Source organism: Thermomicrobiales bacterium, assembly GCA_041390825.1.
Classification (GTDB): domain Bacteria; phylum Chloroflexota; class Chloroflexia; order Thermomicrobiales; family UBA6265; genus JAMLHN01.
Genome location: JAWKPF010000037.1, coordinates 1 through 15,173, shown reverse-complemented (window position 1 = coordinate 15,173; position 15,173 = coordinate 1). Strand labels below are relative to the sequence as shown.

Annotated in this window: 13 protein-coding genes and 1 pseudogene; 4 read left to right on the top strand and 10 right to left on the bottom strand. The window is 60.2% G+C overall.

Annotated elements, in window-relative coordinates:
• Window positions 1–18 precede the first annotated feature (18 nt).
• The gene (gene treS / locus R2855_16855; GenBank protein MEZ4532665.1) at window positions 19–1,674 is read right to left on the bottom strand and encodes a maltose alpha-D-glucosyltransferase; all 1,656 of its coding nucleotides are present in this window, start codon (window positions 1,672–1,674) and stop codon (window positions 19–21) included.
• Between the two features lie 97 nt (window positions 1,675–1,771).
• Complete coding sequence (locus tag R2855_16850; protein ID MEZ4532664.1) at window positions 1,772–3,793, bottom strand: maltotransferase domain-containing protein; 2,022 nt, start codon at window positions 3,791–3,793, stop codon at window positions 1,772–1,774.
• 172 nt (window positions 3,794–3,965) lie between these two features.
• Here R2855_16850 and glgX point away from each other — a divergent pair, with 172 nt between their 5' ends.
• The 3 genes from glgX to rimO are packed head-to-tail and all read left to right on the top strand — an operon-like array spanning window position 3,966 to window position 8,009.
• The gene (gene glgX / locus R2855_16845; protein ID MEZ4532663.1) at window positions 3,966–6,083 is read left to right on the top strand and encodes a glycogen debranching protein GlgX; all 2,118 of its coding nucleotides are present in this window, start codon (window positions 3,966–3,968) and stop codon (window positions 6,081–6,083) included.
• A gap of 55 nt (window positions 6,084–6,138) precedes the next feature.
• Window positions 6,139–6,630, top strand: a complete 492-nt coding sequence (locus tag R2855_16840) for a YajQ family cyclic di-GMP-binding protein (GenBank protein ID MEZ4532662.1) — start codon at window positions 6,139–6,141, stop codon at window positions 6,628–6,630.
• Between the two features lie 5 nt (window positions 6,631–6,635).
• Window positions 6,636–8,009 (top strand): 30S ribosomal protein S12 methylthiotransferase RimO, encoded by a 1,374-nt coding sequence (gene rimO / locus R2855_16835; protein ID MEZ4532661.1) that lies wholly within the window; start codon window positions 6,636–6,638, stop codon window positions 8,007–8,009.
• On the opposite strand, the gene R2855_16830 is transcribed toward rimO, so the two are convergent.
• The 8 genes and pseudogenes from R2855_16830 to R2855_16795 form a co-directional block, all read right to left on the bottom strand.
• On the bottom strand, window positions 7,993–8,988 hold the full coding sequence (locus R2855_16830; protein ID MEZ4532660.1) for a lysophospholipid acyltransferase family protein: 996 nt from the start codon (window positions 8,986–8,988) through the stop codon (window positions 7,993–7,995). The two genes, rimO and R2855_16830, sit on opposite strands and share 17 nt — an antisense overlap.
• Complete coding sequence (locus R2855_16825; protein MEZ4532659.1) at window positions 8,985–9,626, bottom strand: CDP-alcohol phosphatidyltransferase family protein; 642 nt, start codon at window positions 9,624–9,626, stop codon at window positions 8,985–8,987. Before R2855_16825 ends, R2855_16830 begins: the two co-directional genes overlap by 4 nt.
• A gap of 78 nt (window positions 9,627–9,704) precedes the next feature.
• Complete coding sequence (locus R2855_16820; GenBank protein MEZ4532658.1) at window positions 9,705–10,289, bottom strand: hypothetical protein; 585 nt, start codon at window positions 10,287–10,289, stop codon at window positions 9,705–9,707.
• Between the two features lie 365 nt (window positions 10,290–10,654).
• Window positions 10,655–12,331 carry a peptidylprolyl isomerase gene (locus tag R2855_16815; GenBank protein ID MEZ4532657.1) on the bottom strand — a complete coding sequence of 559 codons (1,677 nt, stop codon included), beginning with the start codon at window positions 12,329–12,331 and terminating at the stop codon, window positions 10,655–10,657.
• Window positions 12,332–12,426: 95 nt separating this feature from the next.
• Window positions 12,427–12,642 (bottom strand): annotated as a pseudogene (rpsR, locus tag R2855_16810) (30S ribosomal protein S18).
• 195 nt (window positions 12,643–12,837) lie between these two features.
• Window positions 12,838–13,317 carry a single-stranded DNA-binding protein gene (locus R2855_16805; GenBank protein MEZ4532656.1) on the bottom strand — a complete coding sequence of 160 codons (480 nt, stop codon included), beginning with the start codon at window positions 13,315–13,317 and terminating at the stop codon, window positions 12,838–12,840.
• A gap of 2 nt (window positions 13,318–13,319) precedes the next feature.
• Window positions 13,320–13,916, bottom strand: a complete 597-nt coding sequence (gene rpsF, locus R2855_16800) for a 30S ribosomal protein S6 (protein ID MEZ4532655.1) — start codon at window positions 13,914–13,916, stop codon at window positions 13,320–13,322.
• Between the two features lie 147 nt (window positions 13,917–14,063).
• Complete coding sequence (locus tag R2855_16795) at window positions 14,064–14,216, bottom strand: hypothetical protein (protein MEZ4532654.1); 153 nt, start codon at window positions 14,214–14,216, stop codon at window positions 14,064–14,066.
• Between the two features lie 217 nt (window positions 14,217–14,433).
• Here R2855_16795 and R2855_16790 point away from each other — a divergent pair.
• A partial coding sequence (locus R2855_16790) for an aminotransferase class I/II-fold pyridoxal phosphate-dependent enzyme (protein ID MEZ4532653.1) occupies window positions 14,434–15,173 on the top strand: 740 nt, incomplete at its 3' end.

Genomic DNA, 15,173 nt, shown 5'->3' with positions numbered 1-15,173 from the left:
CGAAATCCTTGCGCTCGATCAACCTGCCGTCGCTGGATGCAATGGGGAAACCTCGAACCAATAGTAGCCGAGTGGCCCAATTACGAGTGGGTAAGGTGAATCGGTCACAGTCGGGAACACGGTACCCCCAAACGCCTCCGTCAGCGTCGAGCCTGCGAGGTTCGAGAGGTCGATCGACACGCTCTCCACCCGATCCGAAAGATTGGCGATGCAGAGCATCGTGTCGCTTTCCCATCGCCGGGTATAGACGAGAATCGCAGGATTCTCGGGCAGGATGAAATCGATCGTTCCACGGCCAAACGCCTTGTGTTCCCGCCGAATCGCGAGGATCTTGCGCGTCCAGTTCAGCAACGACGAGGGAATTCCTTCCTGGTCCGCCACATTGACATGTTCGTATCCGTAGATCGGGTCGTTGATGATGGGCGCCCAGAGCTCGCTCGTGATCGAGAAACCGGCGCTCTTGTCGGCGGACCATTGCATTGGCGTGCGCACTCCATTGCGGTCGCGTAACCAGATGTTGTCTCCCATGCCAATCTCATCACCGTAGTAGATGCACGGTGATCCGGGCAGCGAGAGCATGAGCGCGTTGATGAGCTCGATCGCCTGGCGGTTGTTGTTCATGAGCGGAGCCAGGCGACGCCGGATGCCGAGATTGCTCTTCATGCGCGGATTCGGCGCGTAGACATTCCACATGTACTCGCGCTCGTCGAGCGTGACCATCTCGAGCGTCAATTCGTCGTGGTTTCGGAGAAAGGTTCCCCACTGGCAGTCCGGGCGGATCTCGGGCGTGCGGCGCAAGATGTCGATGATCGGCGCGCGGTCCTGCCGGCTCATGGCCATATAGAGCCTGGGCATGACCGGAAAATGGAACCCCATCTGGAATTCGGGATCGTCAGCTGAGCCGAAGTATTCGACAACATCCTCTGGCCATTGATTCGCCTCGGCGAGAAGGATCTTTCCCGGGAACTCCGTGTCGACCATCTTGCGCAATTTCTGCAAGAACGCGTGCGTTTCTGGCAGGTTTTCGCAGTTGGTGCCTTCCCGTTCGTACAAGTAGGGAACCGCGTCGCACCGAAAGCCATCCAACCCGAAGTTCAGCCAGAATCGCGCGACATCCAGCATTTCCTCGTGGAGAGCGTCGTTGTCGTAGTTGAGATCTGGCTGATGGTAGAAGAATCGATGCCAGAAGTATTGGTTCGCAACTGGATCGAACGACCAGTTCGACGCCTCGGTGTCGATGAAAATGATGCGCGCGCCACTGTACCGGGTCGGGTCGTCGCTCCAGACGTAGTAGTCACGTTTTGGCGAGTCCGGATCGCTCCGCGCTTCCTGGAACCAGCTGTGCTGATCAGAGGTGTGGTTGAGGACCAGGTCGGCCACGACCTTCAACCCGCGGGCGTGCGCCGCCTCGATGAAGGTGATGAAGTCGCCAACCGAGCCGTAGTCCGGATGAATGTTCAGGAAATCCGCAATGTCGTAGCCGTCGTCCATGTTTGGCGAGGGATACATGGGGAGCACCCAGATGCAGTCGACCCCCAGATCACGGATGTAATCGAGCTTCTGCGAAAGCCCGCGAAAATCACCCTTCCCGTCACCGTTGGAATCGAAGAACGAGCGGACCGGCACCTCGTAGAAGACCGCGTCTTTGAACCACAGAGCATCGTTCGACGGCATCGCTTGCGTGTCTCTCCCCGAATCCGCTTCGGCTATATGCGACTCGATGGCGCGGATAGTAGAGCTTTTTCAGGTGGGGCGAAAAGCCGATGCCCAGTTACGTATCGATCTCTACATAATCGTGGTGTTGCCACTGGCGCAGGTGGAGGATGTGGGCCGGTTCCTTTCCAGGGTCGAGCCGCACATACTGTGATCCGCCAGTCCAGAAATACCGCTCGCCGGTGACGAGATCATGCGATTCGTACTGCTCATCCGGCGGCATCCCAAAATCGTCGACCGGAAAGTGGATCATTGTTTCGTGTGTCTGGAACGGGTCCAGATTGACGACGACGAGGATGTTGTCGGACTTGTCGGCGGTCTGCTTTCCATAGACCAGAATGTTGTCATCGTCGGACCAATAGAACCGCAGATTGTCGTACTCGTGGAGAGCAGGATGCTCTCTGCGGATTTGGTTGACTCGGGCGATGTCGGCGCGAATGTTGCCTGGGCGATCCCAGTCCCAAATCTTGAAGTCGTACTTCTCAGAGTTCAGGTACTCCTCCTTGCCGGGCACCGGGGTCGCTTCGCAGAGCTCGAAACCGCTGTAGATGCCGTACACGCTGGAGAGGGTCGCCGCCAGGACGGCACGGATCTTGAATCCTGGTCGGCCGCTCTCCTGCAGGAAGTAGGGCAGGATGTCCGGCGTGTTCGTGAAAAGGTTGCCGCGCATATAGTCCGAGACAGGCGGGGTAGTGAGTTCGGTGAAGTAGTCGATGATCTCCTGCTTGAAGTTGCGCCAGGTGAAGTAGGTGTAGGACTGGGTGAACCCTGCCTTCGCCAACCACTTCATCAGCTTGGGTCGAGTGAATGCCTCCGAGAGGAAGATCGTCTCTGGGTGAACCGCCTGGATGTCCGCGATCATCCATTCCCAGAACGCAGTTGGTTTGGTGTGCGGATTGTCTACGCGGAACGCGGTGACGCCCTGATCGATCCAGAAGAGAATCACCCGCCGCATTTCCTGCCAGAGCTCCGCCCACTCAGGGTTGCTGAAGTTGAGCGGATAGACGTCCTCGTAGCGCTTTGGCGGGTTCTCGGCGTATTTGATCGTTCCGTCTGGGCGGATGTAGAACCAGCTTCGATGGTTCTTCGACCAGGGGTGATCGGGAGAGGCATTGATCGCGAAATCGAGCACGAGCTCGATATCACGGCTCCGGGCGATCTCCACCAGCCGCCGAAAGTCCTCCAGCGTTCCGAGTGACGGCTCGACCGCGTCATGTCCACCAGCCTCGCTTCCGATTGCGTAAGGCACGCCGGGATCGTGCGGACCAGCGTTCAGGGTGTTGTTCGGACCCTTCCGGTTGGTGTGGCCGATGGGGTGGATGGGCGGGAAATAAAGCGTATCGAATCCCAGCTCCTGGATGTAGTCGAGCCGATCGATGACATCGTCGAACGTGCCGCTCTTCCCATGGACCGTCCCCGCGGAACGCGGAAAGAGCTCATACCAGGCTGCATATCGGGCGCGGGCGCGGTCCACGGTCGCCTGCAATGCATGGCGATACCAGACGCGCTCAGTCTCTGGAATGGCCGCGCGCATCAGCTCGGCCAGACGCTCTGACGTGAGGTGCTGAACTGCCTCCGCTTGCGACTCGGCCGTGGCCGCAACATCCCAGAAATTCTGGATCGAGGTCGAGCCTGCTCCTCCCTGATCGATGGCGCCCTGGAGAAGCTGGAGCCCTTCGGCAACCTCGAGCTGGACATCGAGCCCGGCCGAGAACTTCTTCCCGATCTCCTCATGCCAGGATCGATAGTGATCTGGCACGGCGGCGATGGTGTAGTCGTACCGGGTGTTCTCGGTCACGATGAACGAGCCGATCCATCGATCGTTGTCCACATGCGACATTGGCGACGCGAGCCAATCGGGGGAGTACCACGGTTTGAAAAGGAGTTCCGCCGCGATCTTCTCGTGACCGTCACGAAAAATATCGGCTGTGACGACTATGGTATCGCCCACCTCACGCTTGATCGGATAGCGGCCGCCATCGATCTCAGGGGTGACCGACTCGATGCGGATGCGGCCGTGGTCGGCACGATCGAGCGAATGAACCCGCGCAGCCTGAACCAACGGGGATACATCGGTCATCTTGGGCATCTCTCCTGGCATGGGTGAACCTGCCGACGATCTCTCGTGACGTTGGATCAATTCTCCAACAGTATGGCAATCGGTGCGTTCGCCAACCGAGTAGCATTGTCTCGCGCAGCGCGGCGTCGACCAGACACCGCATTGCCGCGTTCGAGTTTCCGGGAGAAGTTGCGTGATCCAGAAAACGCTCGGGCTCTTGCCTGGGACGCCGTGGCCGCTTGGAGCCACCTTGCGTGACGGCGGTGTGAACTTCGCTGTCTATTCTGAACATGCAGAGAAGATGCTGCTCGCCGTCTTCGAAGGGGAAGGGGATGCGGTCGAGTTCGACGCGGCGCTCCCGGCGCGCACAGGATTCATTTGGCATGGATTCCTGCCGAACGCCGGGCCCGGCCTCCGCTACGGTTTCCGGGCCAATGGGCCGTTCGACATCGATCGCGGTCTCCGATTCAACGTCTCGAAACTCTTGCTCGATCCCTATGCACGCGCCATCTCGGGCCACCTGACCTGGGACCACTCCGTTCATGATTACGACCGCGAGCTCAACGACCACACGGTCCGCAATCACGCGAACAGTGCCGATAGCGTGCCGCGTTCAGTCGTCGTCGATCCCGCATTCGATTGGCAAGGGGTCGAGCCCCCGCGCCGCTCAATGGCCGACACGATCATCTACGAGACGCATGTCAAGGGTGCAACCAAGCTCCATCCACTCGTGCCGGAGGAGATGCGCGGCACCTACGCCGGGTTGGCTCACCCCGTGATGCTCGAGCATTTTCGATCGTTGGGCATTACCGCGGTTGAACTCTTGCCAGTGCACGAGTTCGTCGACGAGGAGTTTCTCGTCAAGAAGCGGCTGGTCAACTACTGGGGCTACAACTCGATCGGTTTCTTTGCGCCAGCGGCCCGATACTCGATGTCTGGCGATGGAGGAGAGCAGGTTCGCGAGTTCAAGGAGATGGTGCGCAGCCTCCATAGCCAGGGAATAGAAGTCATCCTGGACGTGGTCTACAACCACACCGGCGAAGCCGGGAAGGATGGTCCGACTCTGTCGTTCCGGGGGCTGGACAATCTCACCTACTATCTGCGCCCGGCCGACCACCCGGCCGAATACGAGAACTTCAGCGGGACTGGCAACACCTTCAACACTCAGCATCCGGCCGTCGTCGCCCTGGTGATGGATTCGTTGCGGTATTGGGTCGAGGAAATGCATGTCGACGGATTCCGATTCGACCTGGCGACATCGCTCGGACGAGATTCGGGGGGATTTGAGACCTGGTCACGCTTGTTCACCGCCATGTATCAGGACCCGGTGCTGCGGACTGCGAAGTTGATTGCCGAGCCGTGGGATATCGGCCCGGATGGGTACCAGGTCAGCCGCTTTCCAACGAGGTGGAGCGAATGGAACGATCGTTTCCGCAACACCACGCGCTCGTTCTGGTTGGGTCACCAGGCAACGCTCGGTGAGTTCGCCTTGCGGCTGACCGGTTCGGCCGATTTGTTCGATCGACCGGGACGCGGGCCTCTTTCGACCGTCAATCTCGTCACCTGCCACGACGGTTTCGACCTGACCGATCTTGTCTCCTACAGCCAGAAGCACAACTGGGCTAATGGCGAAGAAAACCGCGATGGCTCGAACGACAATCTTGGCTTCAATTACGGTGTCGAGGGCCCAACAACCGATCCCGAAATTCTCGACGCGCGCTACCAGGCGCGTCGCAATCTGATTGGAACCCTCTTGCTGAGTCATGGCGTACCGATGCTGCTGGGCGGAGACGAACTGTCGAAGTCGCAGCTGGGGAACAACAACGCCTATTGTCAGGACAACGAAACGACATGGCTCGACTGGACTCTGGACGAGCGGGAGGCAGCCTTTCTCGAATTCGTACGGCATGCGATAGCGTTGCGGAACGCGCACCCGGCATTGCGCCCGCTGCGCTACGTCGAGTCGGAGATCCCGGTGCCACACGAGCCCGGTGTGGTGAGCTGGCGAGACGCTGACGGCACAGAACTGATGCCGGGGACGTGGAGTCGGCAGGAACCGCGTGTGCTCATGCTCACGGTCGAGGCGTCGCGCGACTTGCCGCCGGACCAGTCGGAAACGCTGCTCATCATGTTCAACGCCTCGAATGACGACACCAGGTTCCGCGTGCCACGACTCGGACGAAGGCGCAGAACGGACTGGCACGTCGTGCTGGATACCGCAGACATCGAGGGATGCTCTGACGCAGTCTTGGCCGGTGGGCGAGACACTATCGTCAGCGGTTGTTCGATACTCGTTGCCGTTGCGAGATAGGCGAAACGGTCGAGTCTGGTACCATGGGTGGCTGCAAATCGAGGGAGGAGCCATCATGGCATCGACGTATTCATTCGATATTGTGTCGTCGTACGACCACCAGGAACTCAAGAACGCGGTCGACCAGGCACGGCGCGAAGTAATGCAGCGGTACGACCTGAAAGACACCAAGACCACCATCGAAGAAGAACCAAAAAAGCTGACAATCAACACCAACACAGAAACGTCGTTGCAGGCAGTCACCGATCTGATCGAGTCAAAGTTCGTGCGGCGTGGGCTTTCACTGAAGATTCTTGACTACGGACCAATCGAACCCGCGAGCGGAGGCAGAGTTCGACAGGTTGTGACCTTGAAGGAAGGAATCTCCGAAGATCTGGCGAAGCAAATCAATCGCCGCATCAAGGACGAATTCAAGAAGGTCAATTCGCAGATTCAGGGCGATTCTGTGCGGGTTCAGGCCAAGAGCAAGGATGATCTCCAGGCGGTGATTACTGCGTTCAAGGACGCCGACTATCCGGTTGCGCTCCAGTTCGTGAATTACAGGTAGAGCACGTGAGTTCCACTTTGACGCCAGGCGGAGTTGGCCGCTCGTTCAGTGTCGTCACGCTCGGATGCGCGAAGAATCGGGTCGATTCCGAGGGAATGGCCACGCTGCTACAGCAGCGTGGATATGCCGAGCATGAAGAGCCGGACGATGCGGATGTCATCATCGTCAATACATGCGGCTTCCTCGGTGCAGCGCGCGCGGAATCGATCGAGACGCTGCAGGATCTTGTCGACCAGCGCAATCCTGGACAGTTCATCGTGGCCGCCGGTTGCCTTCCAGCCTTGCGCGATTACTCGCTCGACTTGCCGGCGGGTGTCGACAAGGTGCTCACCACCCGCGAGTGGTTCCGCATCGGCGACACGGTCGGCGATCTTTTTGGCGAGGCGCCGCAACCGCAGCTTGCCGGTTGCGACGGCTTGACCACCACCTTCACGCATCAGCATGCTGGTCCGTCCGCCTATGTGAAGATCGCCGACGGTTGCGATCATGCCTGCGCGTTTTGCACGATCCCGACGATCAAAGGCGGCCAGCAGAGCAAGCGTCCTCTCCATGTCATCCAGGAGATCGTAGATCTCGTCGCGCTGGGCTCGAAAGAGATCGTGCTCGTGTCGCAAGACACGATTCGATATGGCGCCGATCTGGGCATGAAGAATGGAATTGCCGACCTGATCGATATGATCGGCGAGCAGGTGCCCAATCTGCCGTGGCTGCGGCTGCTGTACATCTATCCCAACCCGATCGTGCTCAAGATGATCGACGCGCTCGCCCGGCATGAGATGGCGGTCAACTACATCGATATGCCGCTGCAGCACGCGCACCCGGCGGTGCTGAAACGCATGTTGCGGCCGGCCAATCTCGACTTGACCCGGCGCATTCTCGACCATGCGCGAACGACGTTGGACGACGTAGTGCTGCGCACCACGCTCATTACGGGATTCCCGGGCGAAACCGACGAAGAGTTCGAGTATTTGCTCGATTTTCTGGAAGAACAGCAGTTCGACCACGTCGGGGTCTTTACATACTCGCCCGAGCCCGGCACCGTTGCGTTCGACATGGCGGATCCCGTTCCGGCAGAAGTCGCCGAGGAACGCCGAAACGCCATCATGGAGCTGCAGCAGTCGATTTCGCATGAGCACAATCGCGCGCTCGAGGGAGTGACGATGCGCGTTCTGGTCGAGAGCATCGGCGAGGTCGAAGACGAGGACGGAAACACCACTCCCGTTTCGGTCGGACGAGCCTACCGGCACGCGCCGGAAGTCGACGGATTGGTCTTCATCGATGGAGAGCATCCAGTCGGCGATTTTGTCGATGCGACGATCTACGCGGGCACGGAATACGATCTCTGGGCAACCGCCGCCCCGGTCATCGAGGTTCGATAGCCAATCCGGATTCCACGGGCCAGACCCGCTGGAACATGGCCCACTGCTCGGGAGCGATTTCGATCGCTCCCTCGAGCGCGGCCACGACCCGTTGCATCCCAATCGTGACGTCGTCGGCTCGGTCGGAGGTTCGTTCGACGACAAAGGGTTGCTCGATCATGAGCGCGTGATCGCTCCCCAGACGTACCGTGAACATCGGGATGACGATTGCGCCGGTCTCCCGCGCGATTCGTACGGCGCCCACGGGCAGCGTCGTTTCTTCTCCAAAGAACTCGACCTGCACTCCGTTGACGAAGAAGTCACGATCTGAAAGCAGGCAGAGCACTTTGCCAGCCCGAACCCACTCGATCGCCTCTCGCACGCCAGAAGAGGATGCTTCGATGAGCTTGACATCGTGCGCTTGCCGCAGGAACGAAATGAACTCGAACGTGAATCGATTCGTGGTGCGTGCGGTCAGCGCCGCGATGGGATAGCCCCGGGCGCGAATGCTGCTGCCCATGCTGTCGAACGACCCAAGATGCGCGGTCAGAACAATGACGCCCTTACCGGCCGACAACGCCTCGTCCAGGATGCTCCAGTCGCCGTGTGTGACGCGAACGGAGTCGAGAAGCTGTCTGGGGCTTTGGTGGGGACTTCGAAGCATTGTGGCGACATTCAGCGCATTCGACTGAAAAACCGATCGCGCAGTGCGATGCACCCGCGCGGAATCAGGCGGCTCGTCCAGCACATGCGAGAGATTCGACTCGACGTTGGCGCGCCAGGACTTCGATACGAGGAAACTCAAATCACCGATGCGAAGCGCGACCCAATCGACAAGCAGGTCAGGAAGGAGCCGCACCAGCCAGGAGAGCGCTGCCGCGGCAAACGCGGCGAGGTAGAACACCGCGTCGCGGCGTTGGCTCTTTCGAAATTCGATTCGGGGGAGACTGGACCGCTCTTTCCGAGAAAGGCTCGTTGATGTCTCGTCTGAGTCCGTCATTCCGATGCCGATTTTGCTTGCGGGCCGTACGTGAGGATGGCGTCGTAGATCACCGGCAAACCACGAACAATGCTGAGAATCACCGATGCCCAAACGCAGGCCCACCCGAACCAGCGGAATGGGTCCCAGCCGTAGATATCGCCCAGCAGGGTGCCCGAGGAATCTCGCAGTTCGTAACCGACCAGACCGCCCAGGAAAACGAAGGCAAGCAGTTTCGCCCAGCCGTAGATCAATCGCATGGGGCGACCGGCTGTGAGCCACTCGGTGAACGCAGATCGGGCCATGTTGTCTTTGCCAAAGGGCGTCTTGCCTTCACCGTAGCCAATTGCGCGCAGCGAATCGACGAGAAAGCCTCGTGTGAGCATGAGGAGCGGGACCCAGATGGGAATGAGCCCGAGGTCCGCATACACGACCCAGAGCACATTTTCGGCGATGCGGTCACCCGCGATATCGAACGCCGCGCCGAGGGGGCCGGTCTCGTTGTAGCGGCGCGCGACCCAGCCGTCCAGACCGTCGAGTAGGATGGCTACGCCGATCGCGATGGCGGCGATGGCAATGGCGGTCACACCGCCACGGTAGAGAACGTAGACAGCAACGAAAAGCAGAATGAGACGGCCGATCGTGACGAGATTTGCCATGTGGCTGCCCTTACGCTCCTGACAGCGAACGAGGAGGCCGAATCCGACCTCCCCGTGATGCGCGCGATCGAGCGCAATCTACCAAAGCTGATCGACGACGGCTACCCAGGCCAGAACCTGGACGATGCAAAGCGACGCCACGATGAATCGGGCAGCGAACCGATCCCGTTTCCAGAGGAATGCGCCAAGCGCGAGTCCGATGACCATCGTCATGAAGACCCCGAACGGAATCCTCCAGAGCGTCGCATTCGAGACCCATTGGTCGACATCACCCGACGCATTGAGATGCCAGGGAATGGTGTTCGCCAGATCTCCGATCCCCCACCAAACGACCCCGCTCATCAACAACAGCCCGATCGCAGCCACACCGACGATAGTCGCGAGCGCTCCGTCCGAGATGGCCGGACGCGCGATACTAACCGCCGGTCTGGCCTGGCGTGACCGGTGCCGGGTTTTTCGACCCCGCCGTTGTGGAGGAGCGTCCTCGTAAACTCCAGCGTTGTCCCAATCCAGTTCTGCGGCCGGTTCTGCATAGAGATCGTATTGGCTTGCCGCAGCTGACCGTGGCGCTTGCTGGGCGGGATACTGCGGTTCCGGATAGTACGGTTCGCCGGCATACGAATCATCGTAGCCGCTGTACGGGTCGCGATACGGATCTTGCACCGGTCGTGTGCTTCGCGTCGGCACCCGGCTGCTCAACCGTGTCGGAGGTGTGCCGTATGTGCCTTGGCGAGACGGTTGCCGGGTCGGCGCACTCGGTGCATCGTAGTCGTCGTAAAGCGGATCGGGGTACGGACCTCGGCTACCCGAACGAGACCGCTGGGAAGATGACGTCGATTGCGAACTCCGCTTCGGCGTGCTCGGAACCGAATCATCCCAGGTTGGAATATCGAAATCGTCCCAGTCGCCTGAGTCAGAAGGTGGTTTTCGGCTGCTCACGTCCGCTTGCCTCATTCCTGCAACATCAACGCGGGGGCGCTGTTGCGGTTTGATGAGCATAGCATTTTCGAACGTGAGCAGCCGGAAGGCTACTCCGCCACAGGCGATGCGGATGGCGTCCCGTCGTCCTTGGTTTCGTCACTGGCTACGGGACTCGCTGGCACGACGGTCGGAGCAACCGTCGGGGCATCTGCGGGAGGAACGAACTCCTGGACGCTTGGCGTGGGTGTCGGCTTGACGACTGACGAAATCGATGCCGCCTCGCGTTGATCCGCCAACCAGCGGTCGGTTTCGGCGCTAATCGTCTGATCGATCTGTTCGTCGGTCAGGGCGCGATCGTTCTCATGCTCGAGCACCTGAATGATGTGCCAACCGAACTGCGTCTGGACCGGTTCGCTGATTGCGTCGGGCGCCAGCTCGAAAGCGACTTCTTCGAACGGCTCGACCATGACTCCGCGCGTGAACCATCCCAGATCGCCGCCATTCGGCGCGGTTCCGGTATCGATCGAGTTCTCCTCTGCCAGCTGCGCAAATGCATCGGGATCGGTCTGGAGGTCTTCGTAGAGCTTGTTCGCCAGCTCTTCGGTGCCAACCAGGATGTGCCGCGCATGGACCTGCTCGGCGGATTGGCCGACCTGTTGCGCAAAGTGGTTCGTCACGAGATCCCGCGCGAGCGCCGGTTTCGCTACCAGCCGCACGTAGTCGTCGTGATTCATATGTGTCAGGTCGAAGACTTGCTCGGAGTAGGTGTCGAAATTCGCGGTTGCGGTTTCGCGCACCTGGTCCTGATTCGGAGTCTGGGTCGGAACAGGCGTTGCGGCTGCCGGCGTGCCGGAACCAGGCGTTCCGCTCGTCGATGTTTCCACGACGGCTTCAGGAGAGCCGATTTCTCCGGCTGGTGTTGCGTTCGAGACAGGAGTCGACTCGGCAGCAACCGGCGTGCTCTCGGCGACCGAAGGTGAAGCGGACGGGGTTCCATCTTCGACTGCGGATGGGACAACCGGCGTACCTGAATCACCTTCCGGAGACGCAACAGCCTCGGGAGACCCGAAGTCCGGAGAACCCTGGGCTTCCGCCGTCGTGGTTGCCGCAAGGGAAACAGCGGTTTCTGTCGCCCATTCGGCTCGTTGCGGAATCAGCGTGGGTGTGTTCGTCGGAGTAAAGAGGGGCGCCTCCGGATTGGCGAAACGCTCGTCGATGAAGTTCTGAACATCCTCATCGGTGATTGCCAAGCCGAGCGAGTCCAAACCATCGAGGTAGACCTGATCGTCGATCATCGATTGGAGCGTGGTTGGATCGGTGTCTTTCGATCCCCACACTTCGTCGAGCTGGACCGATGCCTGTTGGGCCATCGCCAGATACTGCTGTTGCTGCTCCCCCTGGAAGAACGACGCGTACTGCTGATACTGGCTGATCTGATTGACGAGTACGTTCGATCGGTACTTCCAGTAATCCTCGCGGGTGATTTCGGTTCCATTGACGGTCGCGAGGACTTTCCGCGGTGTGAGGTAGTACTGATTCACCGCCTGGCCAACCAGCACCAGCGCGATGATCACCGCCGCGGCGCCGAGCACGCCGTACAGAATGCGCGTGTTCTTGTCGTCCTGCTGCCGTCGGGAGATTCGCTTCTTTGGCTGGCTCTTGTCGGTCAGCCTGGATTTCGACTGAGCTCCACCAGACCTGGCGCTCGTGGACGATCGACTTGAGCTCTTCGAAGTCGTCTTGGCTGATTGCTTCTCAGGCTGATTCGACTCGGGATTGGCCATGGGGCGTGCGTCTCTCCGGGCAGTTTGCCGTCAGCCGGCTCACACGTTCACATGCGAGCCGGCTGGGCCACTCATTCTCTGGGTAGGAACGTCTGCTAGAACCGGCCGGTTCCGCCGACGAACGGAAGCAGGGCAACGTGGCGAGCCCGCTTGATGGCGACCGTCAACGAACGCTGGTGCTTTGCGCAGGTACCGGTCTTGCGGCGTGGCTCGATCTTGCCGCGCTCAGAAATGTGGCGGCGCAGGCGGGGAAGGTCCTTGTAGTCGACCTCCTTGATGCCATCCATGCAGAAGGCGCAGACCTTGCGGCGCGAGCCGAAGCGGCCGCCGCCGAATCGACGTCCACCGCGTGGGCGCTCGCCCTCTCCGGCCGCGCCTTCAGGGCGAGGACCGCGCGAAGCAAACCGGCTTGGTCGCTCCCCTTCTTCGGTGGGAGCGGCAGAAGTCGTGGGTTCTTGAGTATCGGTCACGTGAGTCTCCTGAAAGAGTTCGTCGTCGTCGGTTGTCTAGAAAGGAATGTCGTCGACATCCCCCGAGTCGGGGAGATCGTCGAATCGGTCGGCGCTACCGCCGCTCTGCTGGGTTCGGCTGCCGGAGAAGCCGCCTTGCTGGCCCCCACCGAATCCGCTGCCGGATCCGTCGTTTCGGCCACCCACTAGCTGGACGTCATTGGCGGTCACGTCGAGGGATGTACGAAGTGAGCCATCGTTTCCCGTGTACTCGTTGGCTTCAAGTCGACCAGTAACTACGACTTGCCTGCCCTTCCCGAGATAGCCTTGGTCCATAAGCTTCACAAGGCCTTCAGCTTGATTCCCCCAGGCGGTGACTCGGAACCAGGTGGTTCGCTCTTGTTGCTGACCGTTCGAATCAGTCCAGCGCCGATTTGTGGCGACGCTGAAACGAACATTCAGTCGTCCGTTTGGGGTGTACCTCGTCTCGGGGTCGCTCCCAAGGTTGCCCATGAGCGTGATGTTTGCAAACGACATCGCTATTCCTCCTCGGCGGAAACGACCTCGATCTCGTCGGCGACGACTTCGACCTCACCGTCGGCATCCACCACAGCGACCTCGATCTCGTCTGCAACGACCTCGACTTCGCCCGCGGCGTCCACAACGGCAACTTCGACTTCATCGACCACCACAGCTTCGCCTGTGGCCGGATCCTCGGCTGTGACGATGGTTTCATCCGTGATCACGGTCTCGCCGGTTTCGGGATCGGTGGTTTCGGTGACCACTTCCTCTTCCTCGACGAAGATCGGTTCGCTGTCGAGCTGGAGGAGCAGGTGGCGAATGATGCGCTCGTTCAGACGAATCTCGCGCTCGATCGATTCGAGCCCCTCGGGCTGAATTTCGAAGTGATACAGCGTATAGAAACCGTCGCGCAGGTCGGTGCTCTCGTGCCGGATGGGATAGGCGAGGCGGCGACGTCCCCACGGAGACTCGTTGCTGCTGCGCAGGACTCGGCCGCCGGCGGCTTCGATGTATCCGCCAACGGATTGGGACGTCTCGATCAGTTCCTCCGGCGTGCCGTCGGGAACAGAAATCGACATCAACTCGTAAAAGCGCGCGCTGGAATCGGTGCGCAAGAGGAAGCCCCTTTCTCTGGAGCCGCCCCGTTTCCATTCGAACTCGCGTTGCGCCGGCGAGCGAACGGACGGAGCAGAAAGGCATATACCTCCGGCCAATCCGGAGGACAGGGGAGTATACCGCAGGACCGGCGAATCGGTCAGGTGTTATCGGCGCGAGGAACGCGGATCGAGCGCGTCGCGCAAGCCATCGCCGATGAAGTTGATGCTGAGCACCGCAAGGGCGATCAGGACGCCAGCGGGAACCCAGAGCCACGGCATCTGCTGCAAGACCGCGGCGGATTGGGCCGTGTTGATCATCGTTCCGGTGAAGCAGTTGTTGGAGCAACGGGCTGCAGCGAGCTGCGGTGCAACCGCCCGCCCGTGAGGCAGTGCAGCGCTGGCGGAGTTGCTGCTTGCGCGGGAGAGCGCTTCCGGGACCCTGGACTGGAGCGTGCATTGGTTCTCGACATGAATCGGGCAAGGCGGGATACTTGCTCGAGCGTCGAATTCGCCATGGTCGATCGAGGAGATTTGGGTGCAAACGAAACCACGGGATGTCGCTGATTTTCTGGCAGCGCGCGTGAAAAACGCGGCGCCGTCGCCCACGGTCGCGGTGTCGAATAAGGCGCGCGAGCTCAAGGCCCAAGGGATCGATGTCATCGATCTTGGCGGTGGCGATCCCGATTTCATCACCCCCGAGAACATTCGCCTCGCGGCAACTGAGGCGATGAATGCTGGTGACACGCACTATGTCGCCAGCAACGGCACGCCCGCGCTCAAAAAAGCGATAAGCAAGAAGCTGCTCGCGGACAACCAGCTCGAGTACGACCCGTCGGAAATCATGGTGACACCGGGCGGAAAGCAGGCGCTCTTTGCCGCCATGCTGGCGACGGTCGAAGAGGGTGTCGACATATTGCTGCTCGAGCCCGCGTGGGTTTCCTATGTCTCGATGGTGGAAATCGCGGGTGGCCGAGCCATTCCGGTTTCGCTCGATCCAGACAGCAATTTCCGAGTTACGCGGGAGTTGCTCGAGGCGGCCGTCACACCTGGCACCCGCGGATTGGTGGTCAACTCGCCGTCGAACCCGACTGGGCGTGTGCTGACGCTCGACGAAATCAACACGATCTGCGCGTTCGCTATCGAGCACGACATCCTCGTCTACACGGACGAGATGTACGAAAAGATCATCTACGGCGGACGAAAGCACTACAGCATCGCCAATTTCCCCGGAATGTGGGACCGCACGCTCACATTCAACGGGCTTTCCAAGGCGTA

Excerpts from the sequence above, each read along its gene's own strand:
- R2855_16830 (MEZ4532660.1), bottom strand. The coding sequence starts at position 8,988 with ATGACGGACTCAGACGAGACATCAACGAGCCTTTCTCGGAAAGAGCGG.
- R2855_16825 (MEZ4532659.1), bottom strand. The coding sequence starts at position 9,626 with ATGGCAAATCTCGTCACGATCGGCCGTCTCATTCTGCTTTTCGTTGCT.
- treS (MEZ4532665.1), bottom strand. The coding sequence starts at position 1,674 with ATGCCGTCGAACGATGCTCTGTGGTTCAAAGACGCGGTCTTCTACGAG.
- R2855_16850 (MEZ4532664.1), bottom strand. The coding sequence starts at position 3,793 with ATGACCGATGTATCCCCGTTGGTTCAGGCTGCGCGGGTTCATTCGCTC.
- R2855_16805 (MEZ4532656.1), bottom strand. The coding sequence starts at position 13,317 with ATGTCGTTTGCAAACATCACGCTCATGGGCAACCTTGGGAGCGACCCC.
- R2855_16795 (MEZ4532654.1), bottom strand. The coding sequence starts at position 14,216 with ATGATCAACACGGCCCAATCCGCCGCGGTCTTGCAGCAGATGCCGTGG.
- R2855_16815 (MEZ4532657.1), bottom strand. The coding sequence starts at position 12,331 with ATGGCCAATCCCGAGTCGAATCAGCCTGAGAAGCAATCAGCCAAGACG.
- R2855_16840 (MEZ4532662.1), top strand. The coding sequence starts at position 6,139 with ATGGCATCGACGTATTCATTCGATATTGTGTCGTCGTACGACCACCAG.